Here is a 16,423-nt window from a genome sequence, read left to right as displayed (position 1 = left end):
ACGTCGGTAGCTCTCCTGCGTCGAAAACGATCACGGTTACAAACCTTGGTTCGGGAAGCTATACCTGGACAGCAACCAGCAGCGCATCGTGGTTAAGCGCATCGCCTGCCAGCGGATCGTCTGGCGCTACTGTCACTGTGAATGTAAACAGCACCAGCCTGGCACCAGGCACCTACACGGGCACCATCACTGTCAGCTCTTCAACAGCCGCTTACAGCCCATATGTTGTCAGCGTATCGCTCACTGTGATCCCAAGCACTGCTTCGTTGGTAGCGAGCCCAACCTCGCTTTCCTTTACTCAGCAGGTTGGAACCACTACGTCATCTGCTTCACAAGCGATCTCGATCACCAACCCCAGCACGACAAACGTCAGCTGGACCGCCAGCACCAGTGCGTCATGGATGTCTGTGACACCTGCCAGCGGCGGAACACCCGGGACACTGAACATTGCTGTCAACGCCGGCTCGCTCGCGGTGGGTACTTACAGCGGTACGGTCACCGTCTCGTCCACATCGCCATCACTTACTCTCCTGATCCCGGTCACCTTTGCGGTTACCGCTGCTCCAGTCACCCTCTCCACCTCAAACCTGAATTCGTGGACGATATCGCCACTTGGCGGTCTCTCTGGATGGTCCAGCACTGGTTCAGCATTGCGCTACAACGGAGCTGGCATTGCTCCTATCTATGCGGGCACGGCCGGCTGGATGGATTACGATCTGGCCGTCAATATGACCATGCCAGTCTCAAACTACCCTGGCGGTTTCCGCGGTCGCGTGAATCCAGTTGACGGATCGGGCTATGCAGTATGGTTCTATCCTTCCGACCACACGATTAATTTGTACAAGGTCGTCAACTGGAATATCTCAAACGGTTACACGCTGATTGGCACTTACAACCAGCTGCTCTTTGATGCAAACCCACATACCTATGGCCTCTCGATGCACGGCAGCACCCTGACGGTATCGCGGGATGGAGTGCAGCTAATCACCGCAACAGATTCCACCTATACGTCTGGAGTAGTAGCACTTGATCCATCCAATCAAGTAGTGACCTACAACTCTGTAGTTGTCTCCAACGCAAGCACGCTACCAACAACCGTCTCGGCATCGCCAACGTCGTTGACCTTCAACGCTGTACCGGGTGCAACCGCAACGGCACAAACTGTCAGTCTGACGTCATCGTCAGGCAGCGTATCGTGGACCGCGTCAACCAACGCGGCATGGCTGACGGCTGCACCGGCGTCGGGGACCTCTACTCCGGCCACCATTGCAGTCACTGCCAGCGCAGCAACTTTGAGTGCTGGCTCTTACACGGGAACACTAACACTGACTCCATCAATTGGCAGCCCAGTACAGATCCCTGTAACGTTCACGGTGACGTCTCAACCCACGGCCACTATTAACGCTGTTCCCTCTTCTCTCTATATGTTCAGTCCAGTTGGAACATCGCCAACTGCCCCAACCCTGTCTGTCCAGAACAGCGGCACAGGATCCATGCCGTGGACTGCTTCTAGCAATGTCTCCTGGCTTACCCCTTCACCCGCTTCTGCTTCTGCTCCTGGACCGCTGTCTCTGACTCCGTCCACGTCGGCACTGCCAGTGGGCACGACGGTAGGCAACATTACTTTAAGCTCAACCAATGCCACGGCCACTCTTACTGTTCCTGTAACACTCACGATTGGCAATCTGCTGTTCCAGGATCAGTTTGCGTCCGGCTCAACGCAATGGACGCCATCACCGTTGGGCTACGCTTCAAACTGGAGCGTAGCCAACGGATCCTTCAACTACAACGGTGGCGGACATACTCAGCAATATGCTGGAAGCCAAAGCTGGACAGACTACACCCTGTCGGTTGATGTAAAACTCTCCAACGTTTCCAACTATCCCGGCGGCATCCGTGGACGTGTCAATCTCACAACCGGAGCATCCTACGCTGTCTGGCTCTATCCAGCGGATAACACGATCAAGCTCCTGCGCTCCACGGCATGGGCAATCGACTCTCCTGGTCTGGCCGTTCTAGGACAGTCACCCACGATGCTGCTCGACACCAACAAGCACACCGTACGCATGCAGTTCGTCGGCAGTCAGATTCGGGTGTACTACGACAACACTCTGGTCATTTCTACAACGGACAGCACCTTGACTTCGGGTGGTATTGCACTCGATGTCTCCTCGCAACCCATCTCCTTCAGCAATGTAGTGGTTCAACAGTAAGGGTCCCCACGATAATGTCGACCTCAACTCTCGCGACAGATTACATGCGCAATGAAGCGAACCAGCTCCCTGAGCGACCGGCGATTATCTTGCCGGTCGCCCTCGGCGCCGCCTCACTCAGCATCTGGACTTGGCTTGCTTTTCTTCGCCATCATGGAGTCGCAGGAGCATTGCTGGCAGCGGTTGTCTTCGCTGGCACATTCACACTGCTCGCATTGAGCCCCTCTCTTTCTAAGGTCTTTCATAAAACAGCAACTCCCACGCTGAGACGCGAACTTGCGCGTTGCTCCTCGGTCTTTGTTTTTCTTCTCTTCTTCATTCCGGAATACATGGGCAGGGTTCGCCCGCCTGTCGTGCGCTCAGCGATCTTATTCTTTGTCTTCACTGCCCTATGGGCTGCACTCTTCTACGACAGCCTCCAGGGAGCTGAATCAATAGAGGAAGAAACTCCTCGTAAACGCAATTGGCCAATCCTCGAAGCAGTCATCCTCTTTGCCGGACTCACTTATTTTGCAATTCAAAAGTATCTGGTATTTGGATATGTCGGGCAGGACCTCGCCTATTTCGCTCAGATCATGCACACCACACTGCATGGTCATCTATTCTGGGGTTCGCTGCTGCAGGACTTGCTCTATTCGCATACGGTCACGACAGATTTCGCTGGGCATAACTCGCCCATCATGTTCCTGTTTCTTCCGTTCTATGCGATCTTCCCGAGCCCTGTAACCCTGCTGGCTCTTCGCAATGTCGTGATGGTTGCGTGCGCATATCCCGTATTCCGCATTGCGAAATTGTCCACCACGGATCGCGCAGCACGCGTCTGGGCCGTCGCCTTCCTGCTTGTGCCCGTGATTCTGTATCAATCCGTCTTCGACTTTTATCCTCTGAGTTTCGTGGCGCTTCCGGTACTGTTCACGATTCTTTATTACCTTGAGGGGAAATTCCGCCCGTTCGCTGTAAGCCTCTTCTTCACCCTTATGGTGCGAGAAGATCTGGCGCTCTTTGCAGTGTGCCTGGCCGTCGTCGCATTACTGCAGCGTAAGCAACTGCGTTGGATCGCAACGCCTCTGATTGCAGGACTAGCGTGGGGCATCTTCTCCTATAAAGTCGTACTCCCACACGCGTTGAACGGTGCATCGTTCGTCACCGATGCCTGCTTTAGCCATCTGGGGGCGACTCCCACGGAAATGCTGACCCACGTATGCAGCAGTCCTCAGACCACCATTCTGACGCGCAACAACATCGTCTACCTCAAGCAGTTGCTGACACCCACAGGGCTTCTTCTGCCGTTCGGTAGCTCTCTCGTCATCGCATCATTCCCTTTCCTGGCTATCAACCTTCTCGCTGGCGCCGGTAAGTGCATTACGACTGTTATCTATGCACAATACTCAGTAGTTCCGGCCACAGTGCTGTTCATCGCTGCGCTCCTCTTTTCCACAAACAGCAAGAGCAAACTAGCCCACATGTCACGGCTGCGTCTCAGTGGTTCTCGCGTAGCTCCTTTGATCACCCTCGCACTAACGGTCGCGACACTTGCGTTCGCCACTGGCCGAGCACAGTTCGATGAAATTGCAACCCAACCGTGGGGTGCAGAAGCACATAAGGTTGCGGCAATGATTCCTTCAGGGGCGTCACTCGCCGCGCCGCGCTATATGCTTCCCGCGGTTGCGAATCGCGATTGTCTGTATCAGACACACCGGCTCTATCAATATCACCACCCGGTTTATGAGTATCTGGTCCTCGACAAAGAATGGAAGCATATCAACGCAGCTGGTGAATATGAAACTGCCTATCGCGCGCTGTTGGCATCGGCTCCAGTAGACCCGCGCTTCCAGGTGGTATACGAATCACCGGCTTTTCTAGTGCTGCGTGATCCAGCGGTGCATGGCCTCGGCTGCTTCCCGACCACAACCGAGGGGCAACAATGACTCGCAAGCCAGACTTCATCCGAGATATCGGAAATTACCTTGTTGGCCGTGGGTCGCTAATCCTTCTTGGATTCGTTACATTCCCTCTACTCACACGTGTTCTTCCTGTTGAGCAATACGGCATCCTGTCACTGACCTTCCGGCTGGTACTGTTGCTTGTTGTCCTATCAAAGTGTGGCCTGCAATACTCCGCAGCACGCTTCTATGACGCAACCAAGTCAGATGCTGCGGGACAGCGCAGGTTTTATTCGACACTGCTCATCGGGCCAGCAATCACATCGCTGCTTTTTTCTGCGATTTATGTGGGTGTGCTTTTTAGCAGTTCGGCGCTGCGTACCGATCAGCAACTCTTTCACTGTCTGCTGCTCGCTCCCGTCGCGGTCGTCTTGCGGACACTACAGTCAATGCTTCTCAGCTTCCTGCGAAACGAAGGCAGGAGCCGTCTCCATACCATCGTTGAAGTCATGACAAAGGTCACAACGATGGTTGGCCTCATCGCGCTTGCTGTCGCTGGCCAACACAGAGCATTTCCCGTAGTACTCGCAACCATGACGGCCGAGGCCATCGTCGTCGCAATTCAATTGGGAGATGTTCTGCGTCGAGGCCTGATCCATCCCTCTGCTATCGACTGGGATCTCATCCGCGCGAGCCTCATGTTCGGGCTGCCTCTCATCGCATACGAACTCTCCAGCCTCGTCTTGGATTCTGCAGACCGCATCATTGTTCAGCGCTACATGGGCGACCACTCTCTGGGGTTGTACTCGGCAGCGTACAGCATCTCAGGCTATCTGCAGGATGTCGTCATGACACCGCTGAATCTGGCCCTTTTCCCTATCTATATGCGTCTCTGGAACGAAGAGGGCAAAGAAGCGACATCGCGCTTCCTTTCCCAATCACTTTCCTGGTTTGCGGTGATCGCGCTGTTCATTGTCGGACTGTCAACACTCTGCGCAGGTGACGCGCTTGTATTCCTTGCATCCAACCGATTCGCTGGTGCAGAAGGACTGCTCAAAGTGCTCGTCCCTGCACTGATGGTCTATGCTTTGCACATTTTCTTCAATGTCGGCTTGGTACTGCAGAAGCGCACCACACTGCTTGCAATCATTGTCGTCATTGCAGCGGCTATCAATATTGCCGCCAACTTCCTCTGGATCCCACGCTATGGGTTAATGGGTGCCGCAGCTGCGACATTCCTTAGTTACGCAGTCATGGTCGTAACTCTGATCATCGTGAATCGCACGATCCTTCCCTTGCACATAAATCCGGCTCTCGCTATCAGTGCATTGCTCGCGCTGCTATGCGCCTATCCACTGCCCACCTTTATTCACTCGCGGTGGCTCATCGCACAGCTACTGGGACGCGCTGCCGCATACAGCGGCGTCTTTGCCGGGTGTTTCTTCATCCTGTCAGCAGATTTCCGCAAGATCGTAAAGAAAGCTCTCGCGAAGTTATCCATAGGCACGATCGCACCGTTGCGAGTTCCTTCAACCGCAGCGACAGGAGAAGGAGGCGCAGAATGATCTTGGAGACGACTTCACCCGGTGCGCTAACAAGCATACGTGCAATCGCGATGTATTCCGCGGTCGTTGCAGGAGCTCTCGCAACGATCCTATGGAAATCTGAGATAGGCATCTACCTGCTCTCAGTTCTACTGCCGTTACAGACGACACGCTACCACCTGCACGCGTTCCCGCTCGGCTCAAACATCGTAGACATCTTAATCCTCTGCACATTGCTTGGTAGTGTTCTACGTCCGCAAGCGCCACTGCTACGAAGAACATCTGTCCTGGCATTCCTTGGGCTCATGTGCGGCTTTTACTATCTATCACTGTGGCGAGGCGCCTTCTATCTAGGTGGATCGTTCCCTGTCTGGTTTAGCGATACGCGCCTGGTGGACTACAAGAACTTCATCGTAATGCCGCTGCTTGTTGTTGCTGTCACCAGAACCATTCGCACGCGTAAGCAAATCGCAATCATCATCGCGCTCTGTTGCGTAACGGCCCTCGCTGTCGATTTCAGCTATCTAAGAAGCGCAGCCGGGCGTGATTTTTCGCACTACGCAGAAGAGACAAGAGACGCCGGCCCTCTGGGATATGCAGGAGAGAATGGCTTAGCCTCCTATCTTGTAGAGGCCACGGCATTCTTGTTACCACTGCTGGCGCTCAAGGGTAAGCCCCTGATACGCGCCGGCATCGTGCTTGTGGTGGCTGCAAACACTACCTGCATTCTGTTTTCCTACTCGCGAGAAGCCTACCTCGCTTTGGCATTAGTCCTCTGCTTCCTGGCAGTCGTGAAGATTCGGTGGCTCTTCATTCCGATTCTCCTGCTCGTTGTGTCCTGGCAAGCCATACTGCCTCTTGCGGTGCAAGAGCGAATCGCCATGACTTATACGAAACCAGACCCGGGACAGTCCGCAGCACTGGACGCATCCGCGCAGGAACGCGTGATGCTTTGGACAGACGCGATAAATATGTTCCGAGCCAATCCGGTGATTGGCACCGGTTTCCTGACGTATGCGGAGATGGGTCGTGTCGGTTCGTATAAAGACACACATAACTTCTATCTGAAGATGCTGGTAGAAACAGGGCTCTCCGGCCTGCTTCTCTTCCTGGTACAACTTCTCCTATTCACTCGGACAGGCCTGCAACTGTTCAGTCGTGCCAGAGATTCCTTTCTCTCATTGGTAGGCCTTGGTTTTGCATGTTTGATACTGACTGCAGCCATCGTCAACTTCTTTGGTGATCGATGGATGTTCATTCAGGTTGATTCCAACCTTTGGATTCTGCTCGGATGCACGCTCTGCGGTATCTCCATCGCAAGTGCTAAGACCTCTGCAGCCACTGAGAAAACGGTGCGGAAGACGATAAAACGTGATCCCTGGCACACAGCGAATCCGCCACTCATTCATGGAGATGCAGCCGTATGAAGCCCGCATCATCACAATCCCGCTCCGTAATGTTCATCATCGACCAGCTAACAGAGCTGGGCGGCGCAGAGCGCATGATGTTCGCTCTTGCGCGTTCTCTCCCAGAGCGCGGATACAAAGTTGCTGTGGTCACCCTGCGGGATAATCCGAGTCCCGAGGCATACAAGCTTGTCGATGAAATTACCGTGTTACCAACGCGTTCCTGTCTCTCAGCACAGGGCCTGCAAACCTTAAGCCGTTTGCGCGAAATGATCCGCGAGCGCAATGTATGTCTCGTACAAACATATTTCGAAAGCGCCGACCTATTTGGCGCCATCGCAAGCCGACTCGCCGGTGTTACGACGATCTGCTCCAGCCGTCGCGATATGGGAATCTTGCGGACGGCAAAGCATAACCTGCTCTATCGGCTTCTGACTCCGCTGTATAGCCATGTGTTTGCTGTTTCAGAGAAAGTGGCACGATGGCACCGAGAGAAAGATCGCATCACGTCTGGGAAAATTTCCATCGTGCATAACGGCGTCGCACTAGAGCGCTATGAGCTATCGCCACATGCTTCGGAATTACGGCATGCACATGGCATTCCCAGCGACGCGTTTCTTGTCACGACCATTGCAAATATCAATCCGTGGAAAGGTGTCGACGTCTTTATCAAGGCGGCGTCCATCGTCCATCAACACAATCCCAAAGCAATGTTCGCCATTGCTGGCGATTGGACTGATCGCGAACACCTGCAGCAATTGCGCGATTTGGTGACTGAATCGAACCTGGAAGGTTGCGTTCGTTTCCTTGGTCGTGTGGAAGACATTCCTGGCTTGCTTCATGATTCCGATGTATTCGCACTACTCTCGCGCACGGAAGGATTTCCCAATGTAGTCATTGAGGCCATGGCTGCAAGACTTCCAGTGGTTGCGACCGATGTCGGTGGCACATCCGAAGCGGTGTCAGATGGCGTAACCGGCTACCTTGTTCCAAACGAGGACTACCAGGCCGCCGCAGATCACATCGTCGCGCTCATGAATGACAGAACGCACCGATCCTATATGGGCAATGCTGCTCGTGAGCTTGTGGAATCACGCTTTTCAATTCAGGCAATGGTTTCGCAACATGTGGAGGTGTACGATGCACTTCTTGCTACATAGTGCGCTGGATGTATCGCCGTGGTCTGTTCTCTTCTGGACATGTGCAGCTGCCATTGGCTACGCCTACGTCGGGTATCCCGTACTGCTCTGGGTTGCCACACGTTTCAAGAAACCGCACGCACCGGCACCATCCACAGTTCCTACATTGACGCTTCTAATCTGCGCGCATAATGAAGCAGCAAACATCGGTAGAAAACTTCTTCAGTGCCTCGCATTGAACTATCCAAAGGAGAAACTGCAGATTCTGGTCGCTTCAGACGGATCGACCGATGAAACCGATGACATCGTTCGATTCTTTGTTTCCGAAGGTGTAGAACTCATCTCCATCCCGCAACAGGCGGGTAAGACAAATGCACAAAACATTGCTATGCGAAGCGCGACTGGAGAGGTCGTCGTTTTCTCCGACGCCACGACGGAATATCATCCGGATGCATTGCAATATCTGGCAGGTGTCTTTGCCGATCCGAATGTTGGCGCGGTTTCAGGAAGATATACTTACTGCGATCTCAGCAGCTCATCCGTAGGCGAAGGCTCGCGCGCATATGCTGGCTATGACAACCAAATCCGTCAGATGCAGTCAGCAGCAGGAAGTCTCACCGGATGCTGTGGCTGCATTTATGCAGTAAAAAGAAGCCTATATACACCTCTTGATCCCGGCATTATCAGCGACCTTGTAGAGCCAATGCATGTATTGCTGCAAGGCGCGAAGGTGAAATTCGAGCCGCGCGCTCTTGCACGTGAAGACGTTGGCCACAATGCAGGCAAAGAATTTTCAATGCGCGTTCGTGTCATTGCGCGTGCCTTGACTGGTCTCGCAAGTGTGCGCCAACTCCTCGCACCCTGGAAACATCCGTGGATCGCGCTGCAGCTTTTCTCTCATAAGCTATTGCGATACGCCGTCCCTCTTTTTCTGATCGGCATGCTCGCATCATCGTGGATGTTGCGAACATCGACAGTGTATGCCGTAATTCTAGCGCTACAGCTTGCTTTCTATGCCATCGCGGCCCTGGCGGCAATGGTGCCCGCACTTCAAAAGAAAAAGGGCCTTTCATTACCGATGTACTTCTGCGTGATGAATGCAGCTGCCTTATGGGGAACGGTGAAATTCCTGTGCGGACAACGTTACGCTGTCTGGAAGCCCCAACGTGAAACATCGCACGCGGGTTGATATGACAATGAGCTCACGTCAAACACTTCGACACGCCTATCTCAAATCTCTGAACGCATCCGGCGCGCTAAAGAGGGCGAGAAACAAAATCGGTGCATCGAGCGCCACACTGGTTCTCACTCTGCATCGCATCATCCCCGACGATGCCATCGCCTCCTGTCGCTCACCACGCGGCATGGTTCTCCGCGAAAGCGCCTTTCACAGTTTGCTCAGCTATCTCAACGAACACGCGACATGTGTGAAACCGGAAGATATAGATCGTCAAGAAGGTTCAAGTCCGCGCCCGCGCGTATTGATCACCTTCGACGACGGCTGGCTAGATAACTTCGCGATCGCAGCTCCTATTCTTGCCGAGTTTGGGATGTCTGCTTGCTTCTTTGCGGTGACAGGATATGTGGGCCACTCGCAACCTTTCTGGCCAGAGCGCGCCTTAGGGTTGGTCCGTACGCTATACGATTCCAAAAGCCCAATCTCCGTGCAGGACGTGTTCGCTCATCTTGTGGATGCAGAAGGAACGCCGTTATCTCCTGCTCCCCTGCGTGAAGAAGATCTGCTGAGTTGGTTAAAGCAGTTTGCACCGGAAACGATTTGCACCGCCATTCAGGACGCTGAAAAACATCTCGCGAACTCCATGGCGATTTCCCAACCGGACCCATGGGAGCGTCTTATGACTTGGGACCAAATGCACGATTTGACGCGAGCAGGTCATTCCATCGGATCACACACTGCTACGCATGCTTTGCTTACGCAGTTGACGTCGGACGAAGTTTCTTCTGAACTCACCACGTCCTCCGCCGAGCTTCAACACCGCATGATGTCAGAGCACGTGGAAGATCGTTGGATTGCATATCCAAACGGCTTCACGGATAACCGCGTTCGAGAACTGACAGCAAAATGCGGCTATCAATATGGGTTCACAACAATGTCCGGGCTTTGGCACAAAGAAAGCGAGCCACTGGCTATTCCTCGCGTCAATGTGTGGGATGGATCTGTCTTGTCTCCAGAAGGAAAATTCGATGAAAGCTACCTGGAATACGCGCTGTTTTTTCGACCGTTACTGGCGGGTTCCTTGTAGAGCTCTGCTGCTCATCCTGCCGCTTCTTTGCTTTGCTCCGGTGCTCGCATCCGCCGAGCAGATACTTCCGCACATCTTCTACAGCGACCTGACCAGTGCGCCCGCCTCGGGCGGCGAATCAGATCAGGGAGCGTTCATCACACTTTATGGAACCGGCTTCGGTGAAAAGCGCGGAGCTGCCTACATCACCATCGGGAACGAACGCGCGTTCGCGTATTCCATCTGGTCAGAGCACAAGCTCACATTTCAACTACCGCGCAACGCTCAGTCCGGAGCGATTGTTGTTCACGCAGACAAAGGCGCTTCCTCCAATGAACTTCATCTCACCGTCAGACCAGGGCACATCCGTTTCTATCCGGAAAGAAGGGGCGAAACGCTTCAGTCTGCGGTCGACAAATTACATGCTGGAGATGTTCTTTACATCCGCGACGGCGTAGAGGTCAACGCACTCGATCGATATGAATCGTCATGGAACATCATGAGCAGCGGTAAAAAAGATGACCCCATTGCGGTCGTTTCGTACCCTGGAGCTAACGTAACAATCGGCTCGATCGATGGCCCACACATCGCAGCCAGGACTCCAAACGTACAAAGAACATCGGACCATTGGGTTATTGCCGGGCTTCATTTCGTTGGAAATCAAGAAGCGCTGGATATTACTGATTCCAATGATTGGCGGGTTGTCGGCAATGACTTCACCTGCCCACATGGATTCGGCCCAACAGGCTGTATCGAAATGTCTCAGGTCTCAGACGTCGCATTTCTGGGCAACAACATCCATGACGTTGGACTGCCAAGAACGACGAAGGTGTATCACGGTTTATATTTCAGCACGGACAGTAATCACATTGACGTCGGATGGAACACGATTGCAAACGTGCGTGGATGCCGTGGCCTGCAGTTTCATTCCACACCAACCGATCCTGGAACAGGCCGCAACCAATACGACCTGCACATCCATGACAATGTCATTCACGACACCGCATGCGATGGTATCAATCTCGCGACCATCAATCCCTCTGCTGGTCCTGTTGAGGTATTCAATAACCTGATTTATAACGTCGGCACTGGCCCGGACCCGCAAGATGGCAGTGCGAATTATGCCTGCATCTATGTCCAAGGCGGATCGAATGCTGGCCCTGCAAGTAGTGGTGTCGTGGATATCTACAACAACACCATGTTTCGTTGCGGAGGGCGACGAAATACAGATTCCGGCGCTATATCTTTTTCCGGCGGTTCCACAAAACAGAGTGTGAGACTTCGTAACAACATCATCGTTCTCGATGGTGGTGTTCCTCTTTTCTCACCAAACAGCAAGCCCGTCCCGCTTCAAGCGGATGCGAATCTCATCTGGTGGTTACAAAGCGGGAAGGATGGCCGCTCACGCCTTCCGGAAGGTTTCCAACTCGTAAATCCCATGCTGCGAAATCCAGCGAACGGTGACTTCCGCCCCTCTGATCTCAGCCCGGCGCTGCACCGTGGCGTACCCACCGCATTGAACTGGACGCTGGATGGACGCTTGCGGTCTTCCAAGAGTCCTTCCAGTGTCGGAGCTTTTTAGGAGACGACTCGCGATCTATTGTTTTGCTGCAAAAGTTGCGTCAGTATCCTCGCAAAGCCAACCCGCCCCTTTTCAACATCGAATCGCGATGCCCACTCAAGTCCATGCAACCTGAATCGACGTCGCATTTCATCGTCAGACATAAGCAATGCGATAGCATCGGCAATCTCAGGAACGGATTCTCCATCCACCAGAAATCCGTTGAGTCCATGATCAATGGCGTCACCCGTCCCTCCCGCCACACCACCAATCACAGGCAGACCACAGGCCGCGGCCTCAAGAAAAACCACGCCAAAACCTTCTGTATCCCCATTCAGATTGCGGTTGGGTTGCAGGAAAACATCGGCAGCTTCATAGCATCCCGGCAAGTCTCCGTCCGCAACGAATCCTAAGAACTCCACTACATCTTCAAGTCCAAGTTCGCCTGTCAGACGACGAAGTGCCCCAAGCTCTGTTCCCTTCCCCGCAATCACGTAACGCCAGTCACTTTGCAGATCACCACGATCCTTCAAACGAGCGAGCGCTCGCAGAGCCTGGTCAATTCCCTTTCTGGGCTCAAGGCGCGCAACAGTAAGTAATACTTTCTTGTCACACCATCCGTAGCGGCGGCGAAGTTCTTCTCGCCTGCCAGACACGTGGAAACGATCATGATCAATGAAGTTCGGCAGCACTGTCACCCGCTCGGATGTCTGCGCAATAAGGTCCGCCGTATAACGGCTGACCGCAATATTCATATCGGCATTGCGAAGACTGCGTCTCTGGTACGCACGCATGAGCGGTTGCAAAAAGGCCGGCGCCACCTGCATCGTGAGCTCTTCGCCATGAACGTAATTCACCAGAACTGACTGCGATGGATTGGCAGGCATCAACCAACCAGCAGAGTAAGTTCCCCCACACACAATGATTGACGGCGCATGTTTTTTGCAGAGGGCCTTCCACTGTCTTCCGCCACGTACAAAAAAGCGCATCAGCGAAGGCAGTAAGAGACAAGACTTGGTAAGAGACGAACGAGCCTTCTGCGGCAGATGAAATTCGAATGCATCCAGCCGCTCCATCTCAAACCCGAAGGACTCACCGGCCATGTCATCCCAGGCGCGTGCTATCTCAGGACTCACATTCCAGTTATCGGCAACCACAACGACACGGAATCCTTTGAACTGGCGCAGCAGCCCCAGATATATCTGGACCACCCCGCCGTGATATCCCGGAGCGAAGTACGGCGCGACAAACAACAAAAGTGGACGTTCATCAGGCATCAATCAAGCACTCTTCCTGCACCTGCGCAGCGGATGCCATAGGACGCCGCTTCACGATAACGGCCGGCACCCCCATGACAGTGGCCCCCGGGGGAACGTCGCGGGTGACCAGCGAGTTGGCAGCGATGCGAGCGCCATCGCCGACAACGATGGGGCCAATGAGCACAGCGTTCGTTCCCACATAGACGTTATTTCCCAGCCTGGGCACCCCAAGCGAGCCAACACCCCGGGTACCTAGGGTTACGTGATGCGCCAGGTCGCAGTGTTCGCCGATGACAACATCAGGATGAAGCGTAATGCCGCCGCAGTGTGCAATCAACATCCCCGCGCCGATCTGGGCCTGTACATTCAGGCGCATCTGAAGAAACGCCTCAATAAACGTAGCACCGAACAAATGAATGATTTTGGCAGGCAGCCAAAGAATCGGCACCTTATGGGGTCGATAGATCCACCGTCCCAGACGATACCAAAATAGGCACCAGACGGCTGGATTGAACGCCATACGGCGGCGAGATTCACCAGAAGCCTTGTATCTGGCACAGTCGGCTTTAAAATCTGAGATCAAATTTCCCCCTTCTCCGCTTTGTGCACGCAGATCGCCATCTTTAAAGTCCGCATCGCATGGAAAAAAATTCCGCAGGAGTAGAAATAAGTTCCTTATTTCTGAGACGTTGTATGCAAAATCAATAACTTACGGCTTATGGCGCAAAAGGCTCCGAAATTGCAAATAGTTGCATACGTATCAGACTTAGCAGATATACCCTGTTTCGCATTCCTGCGAGACGTAAGTCTTTTTGTTTCAAAAATGGAGCTAGTTACATGCACCTTCGCGGTATCCCAAACCATTTCATGGAAAGATTTTTTGCCCGGCCGGCAACAAAAGCTGTTCTTCTGGCCATGACTTTTTGTTCACTTGGGCTAGTGAATGGTTGCGGATCGGGCTATCACGTAATCGCTACTACTTCGGGCACCGCGGTTACCCTGAATGCCGGTCAGACAGTTCAAATCCCGCAGCCCGCACCCACTGCGGCCAAATGGATTTTGACCGGTTCAGCATGCAGCAGTACCAGCTGCGGGACTGTCATCCCCAGCAATGACTCCGTAACGTACACCGCTCCCCCCACAGTTGCATCGCAAATACACATTGTGGCAACGACGGATGACACAACCGGCAAGTTTGACGTCACTGTTAATCCTGCACTTACAGTGACAGCAACGCTCGACGATGCAGCCGTCGATACCCCATATACGGCGACCGTATCGACAAGCGGCGGCTCGAATCCGGCTCGCCTGGAGCTTGCTTCCGGCTCCCTGCCCAGCGGTTTGCACTTCAATGCATCGAGCGGTGTAGTCTCTGGAACACCAACGGTCGATGGCGATTACCCTGTGACATTCCAGGCAACCGATGCCAGCGCCGCTCCTACGGCCACCGTGCTTCACCGAACCTTGCGAGTGCACCGTCACCGTTCGCAAACTTATTCGGTAAATATCACCACTTCATCGTTGGATTCCGGCACAGTTAACAGCGCTTATAACACTCAGTTGACTGCCCGCGGAGGAACGACTCCGTATACCTGGACGATTACTTCCGGTTCCTTACCAGCGGGTCTCGCCCTCAGCCAGGACGGAATATTGAGCGGAACTCCCACCGATACCGGAACCTCTGGCTTTACAGTTCAGGTCGCAGACAGCAATGGATCAAGTGACTCCGCATCACTCACCCTTAGCATTTTGAATAGCAGCGCCCCGGCCACAACACTGGCCATCAGCTCACCTGCGGCAGGTACTGTAGGGACGCCATACACCGGAACGATTGGTGTATCGGGCGGCTTGGCTCCATATGCTTGCTCCGTCGCAAACGGAAGTCTTCCTGCAGGGCTTGTTCTCAATGGATGCAGCCTCACAGGAACACCAACCACCGCAGGCAGCTATTCGCTTGCCATTACGGCAACGGATGCCAACTCCCCCTCCAACTCGTCCACCGCGAATATCACCATCAACATCGTCGCGCAGGGTACAAAGCTTACAATCGGCGCACCTGCAGCAGCTACCGTCGGTGCAGTCTATAACAGCTCTATTTCGGTCAGCGGCGGCACCGGCCCATATACCTGCTCCATTACCAGCGGGGCACTCCCCGACGGCATCGTTCAGAACAACTGTGCGCTCACGGGAACACCCACAGCATCGGGCACATTCTCGCTCGGAATCCAGGCAACAGATTCAAGCAGTCCCGCAAACAGCGGATCGGCAACGATCTCTCTTGTCGTCAAAGCTGCCGCTGGACAACTTACGCTTGCATCGCCGCCCGTCGCAACCGTTGGTAAGACATACAGCGGAGGCATCGGCATAGCGGGTGGAACAACACCGTATGTCTGCTCAATCACCAGTGGAACATTACCAGCCGGACTTAGTCTGAATGGATGCGTCCTGGCAGGTACACCAACAACAGCCGGAAGTTATCCGCTCGGGGTCAAGGTATCGGACTCTTCCGCAACGACTATCTCCACGACAGGAAACATCGTAGTTACCGTCAACGCCGCAGCAGCGACGCTGGTACTCTCCTCACCCGCAGCAGCAACAGTTGGAACCGCTTATAACAGTTCGATTAGTGTCACCGGTGGCGCCGCCCCTTACACTTGCTCGATCATCAGCGGAACGTTGCCAGCAGGCATCACTCAGAACAACTGCACGCTGACAGGAACACCTTCAGCATCCGGAACCTTCCCAATTGGGATCAGGGCAACAGATTCGAGCAGCCCCGCAAACAGTGGCTCAAGAACCCTTTCTCTCGTGGTCAATGCTGCAGCGGGTCAACTCACGCTTTCATCACCCGCGGCTGCAACCGTAGGTAAGACGTACAGCGGAAGCATCGGCGTTACCGGTGGCACTGCGCCCTATACGTGCTCACTTGCAAACGGCACAGTCCCTGCGGGGCTCACTCTCAACGGATGCACCCTGGCGGGCACAGCCACAACGGCAGGAAGCTACACACTTGGGATTAAAGCATCCGACTCCTCTGCAGCCGTAATCTCCACAACCAGCAACATCGTGGTTCGAGTCAATGCAGCGCCAGCCATCACGCTAACGCTATCCTCACCAACTGCAGCAACAGTTGGTACAGCGTACACCGGCACAATCGGAGTAAGTGGCGGAACAG

Annotated in this window: 11 protein-coding genes; 9 read left to right on the top strand and 2 right to left on the bottom strand. The window is 54.0% G+C overall.

Annotation, left to right across the window (positions count from 1 at the left end):
- From JAO32_RS19265 to JAO32_RS19230, 8 genes are all read left to right on the top strand, one after another.
- On the top strand, nucleotides 1-2,213 hold a 2,213-nt coding region (locus JAO32_RS19265), incomplete at its 5' end, for a BACON domain-containing protein (RefSeq protein WP_334243440.1).
- Between the two features lie 14 nt (nucleotides 2,214-2,227).
- Complete coding sequence (locus JAO32_RS19260) at nucleotides 2,228-4,141, top strand: DUF2079 domain-containing protein (protein ID WP_334243438.1); 1,914 nt, start codon at nucleotides 2,228-2,230, stop codon at nucleotides 4,139-4,141.
- Entirely contained in the window at nucleotides 4,138-5,661 is a 1,524-nt protein-coding gene (locus JAO32_RS19255; RefSeq protein WP_334243437.1) for a lipopolysaccharide biosynthesis protein, read from the top strand. The genes JAO32_RS19260 and JAO32_RS19255 overlap by 4 nt, the downstream gene beginning before the upstream one ends.
- Complete coding sequence (locus tag JAO32_RS19250; protein WP_334243435.1) at nucleotides 5,658-7,067, top strand: O-antigen ligase family protein; 1,410 nt, start codon at nucleotides 5,658-5,660, stop codon at nucleotides 7,065-7,067. Before JAO32_RS19255 ends, JAO32_RS19250 begins: the two co-directional genes overlap by 4 nt.
- Nucleotides 7,064-8,206 carry a glycosyltransferase gene (locus JAO32_RS19245; RefSeq protein ID WP_334243433.1) on the top strand — a complete coding sequence of 381 codons (1,143 nt, stop codon included), beginning with the start codon at nucleotides 7,064-7,066 and terminating at the stop codon, nucleotides 8,204-8,206. The genes JAO32_RS19250 and JAO32_RS19245 overlap by 4 nt, the downstream gene beginning before the upstream one ends.
- Nucleotides 8,187-9,374, top strand: coding sequence for a glycosyltransferase family 2 protein (locus JAO32_RS19240; protein WP_334243431.1), 1,188 nt, complete (start codon nucleotides 8,187-8,189; stop codon nucleotides 9,372-9,374). The genes JAO32_RS19245 and JAO32_RS19240 overlap by 20 nt, the downstream gene beginning before the upstream one ends.
- Nucleotides 9,352-10,449, top strand: coding sequence for a polysaccharide deacetylase family protein (locus tag JAO32_RS19235; protein WP_334243429.1), 1,098 nt, complete (start codon nucleotides 9,352-9,354; stop codon nucleotides 10,447-10,449). The genes JAO32_RS19240 and JAO32_RS19235 overlap by 23 nt, the downstream gene beginning before the upstream one ends.
- Nucleotides 10,391-12,010 (top strand): IPT/TIG domain-containing protein, encoded by a 1,620-nt coding sequence (locus JAO32_RS19230; RefSeq protein WP_334243427.1) that lies wholly within the window; start codon nucleotides 10,391-10,393, stop codon nucleotides 12,008-12,010. The genes JAO32_RS19235 and JAO32_RS19230 overlap by 59 nt, the downstream gene beginning before the upstream one ends.
- Here JAO32_RS19230 and JAO32_RS19225 read toward each other — a convergent pair.
- Nucleotides 12,007-13,266: a glycosyltransferase family 4 protein gene (locus tag JAO32_RS19225; RefSeq protein WP_334243425.1), complete on the bottom strand. Its 1,260-nt coding sequence runs from the start codon at nucleotides 13,264-13,266 to the stop codon at nucleotides 12,007-12,009. The two genes, JAO32_RS19230 and JAO32_RS19225, sit on opposite strands and share 4 nt — an antisense overlap.
- Complete coding sequence (locus JAO32_RS19220; RefSeq protein ID WP_334243422.1) at nucleotides 13,259-13,768, bottom strand: serine O-acetyltransferase; 510 nt, start codon at nucleotides 13,766-13,768, stop codon at nucleotides 13,259-13,261. The genes JAO32_RS19225 and JAO32_RS19220 overlap by 8 nt, the downstream gene beginning before the upstream one ends.
- A gap of 395 nt (nucleotides 13,769-14,163) precedes the next feature.
- On the opposite strand from JAO32_RS19220, the gene JAO32_RS19215 reads away from it, so the two are divergent.
- Nucleotides 14,164-16,423, top strand: a 2,260-nt coding sequence (locus JAO32_RS19215; protein ID WP_334243421.1) for a beta strand repeat-containing protein, incomplete at its 3' end; no start/stop codon positions are given.

Source organism: Terriglobus sp. ADX1, from assembly GCF_036877645.1.
Classification (GTDB): domain Bacteria; phylum Acidobacteriota; class Terriglobia; order Terriglobales; family Acidobacteriaceae; genus Terriglobus.
Note: the sequence above shows the minus strand (reverse complement) of the source record. Positions and strands in the feature narration are given on the sequence as shown.

Coding starts and splice junctions, on each gene's coding strand:
- JAO32_RS19260 (WP_334243438.1), top strand. CDS start 2,228: ATGTCGACCTCAACTCTCGCGACAGATTACATGCGCAATGAAGCGAAC.
- JAO32_RS19255 (WP_334243437.1), top strand. CDS start 4,138: ATGACTCGCAAGCCAGACTTCATCCGAGATATCGGAAATTACCTTGTT.
- JAO32_RS19250 (WP_334243435.1), top strand. CDS start 5,658: ATGATCTTGGAGACGACTTCACCCGGTGCGCTAACAAGCATACGTGCA.
- JAO32_RS19245 (WP_334243433.1), top strand. CDS start 7,064: ATGAAGCCCGCATCATCACAATCCCGCTCCGTAATGTTCATCATCGAC.
- JAO32_RS19240 (WP_334243431.1), top strand. CDS start 8,187: ATGCACTTCTTGCTACATAGTGCGCTGGATGTATCGCCGTGGTCTGTT.
- JAO32_RS19230 (WP_334243427.1), top strand. CDS start 10,391: ATGAAAGCTACCTGGAATACGCGCTGTTTTTTCGACCGTTACTGGCGG.
- JAO32_RS19225 (WP_334243425.1), bottom strand. CDS start 13,266: ATGCCTGATGAACGTCCACTTTTGTTGTTTGTCGCGCCGTACTTCGCT.
- JAO32_RS19220 (WP_334243422.1), bottom strand. CDS start 13,768: ATGGCGTTCAATCCAGCCGTCTGGTGCCTATTTTGGTATCGTCTGGGA.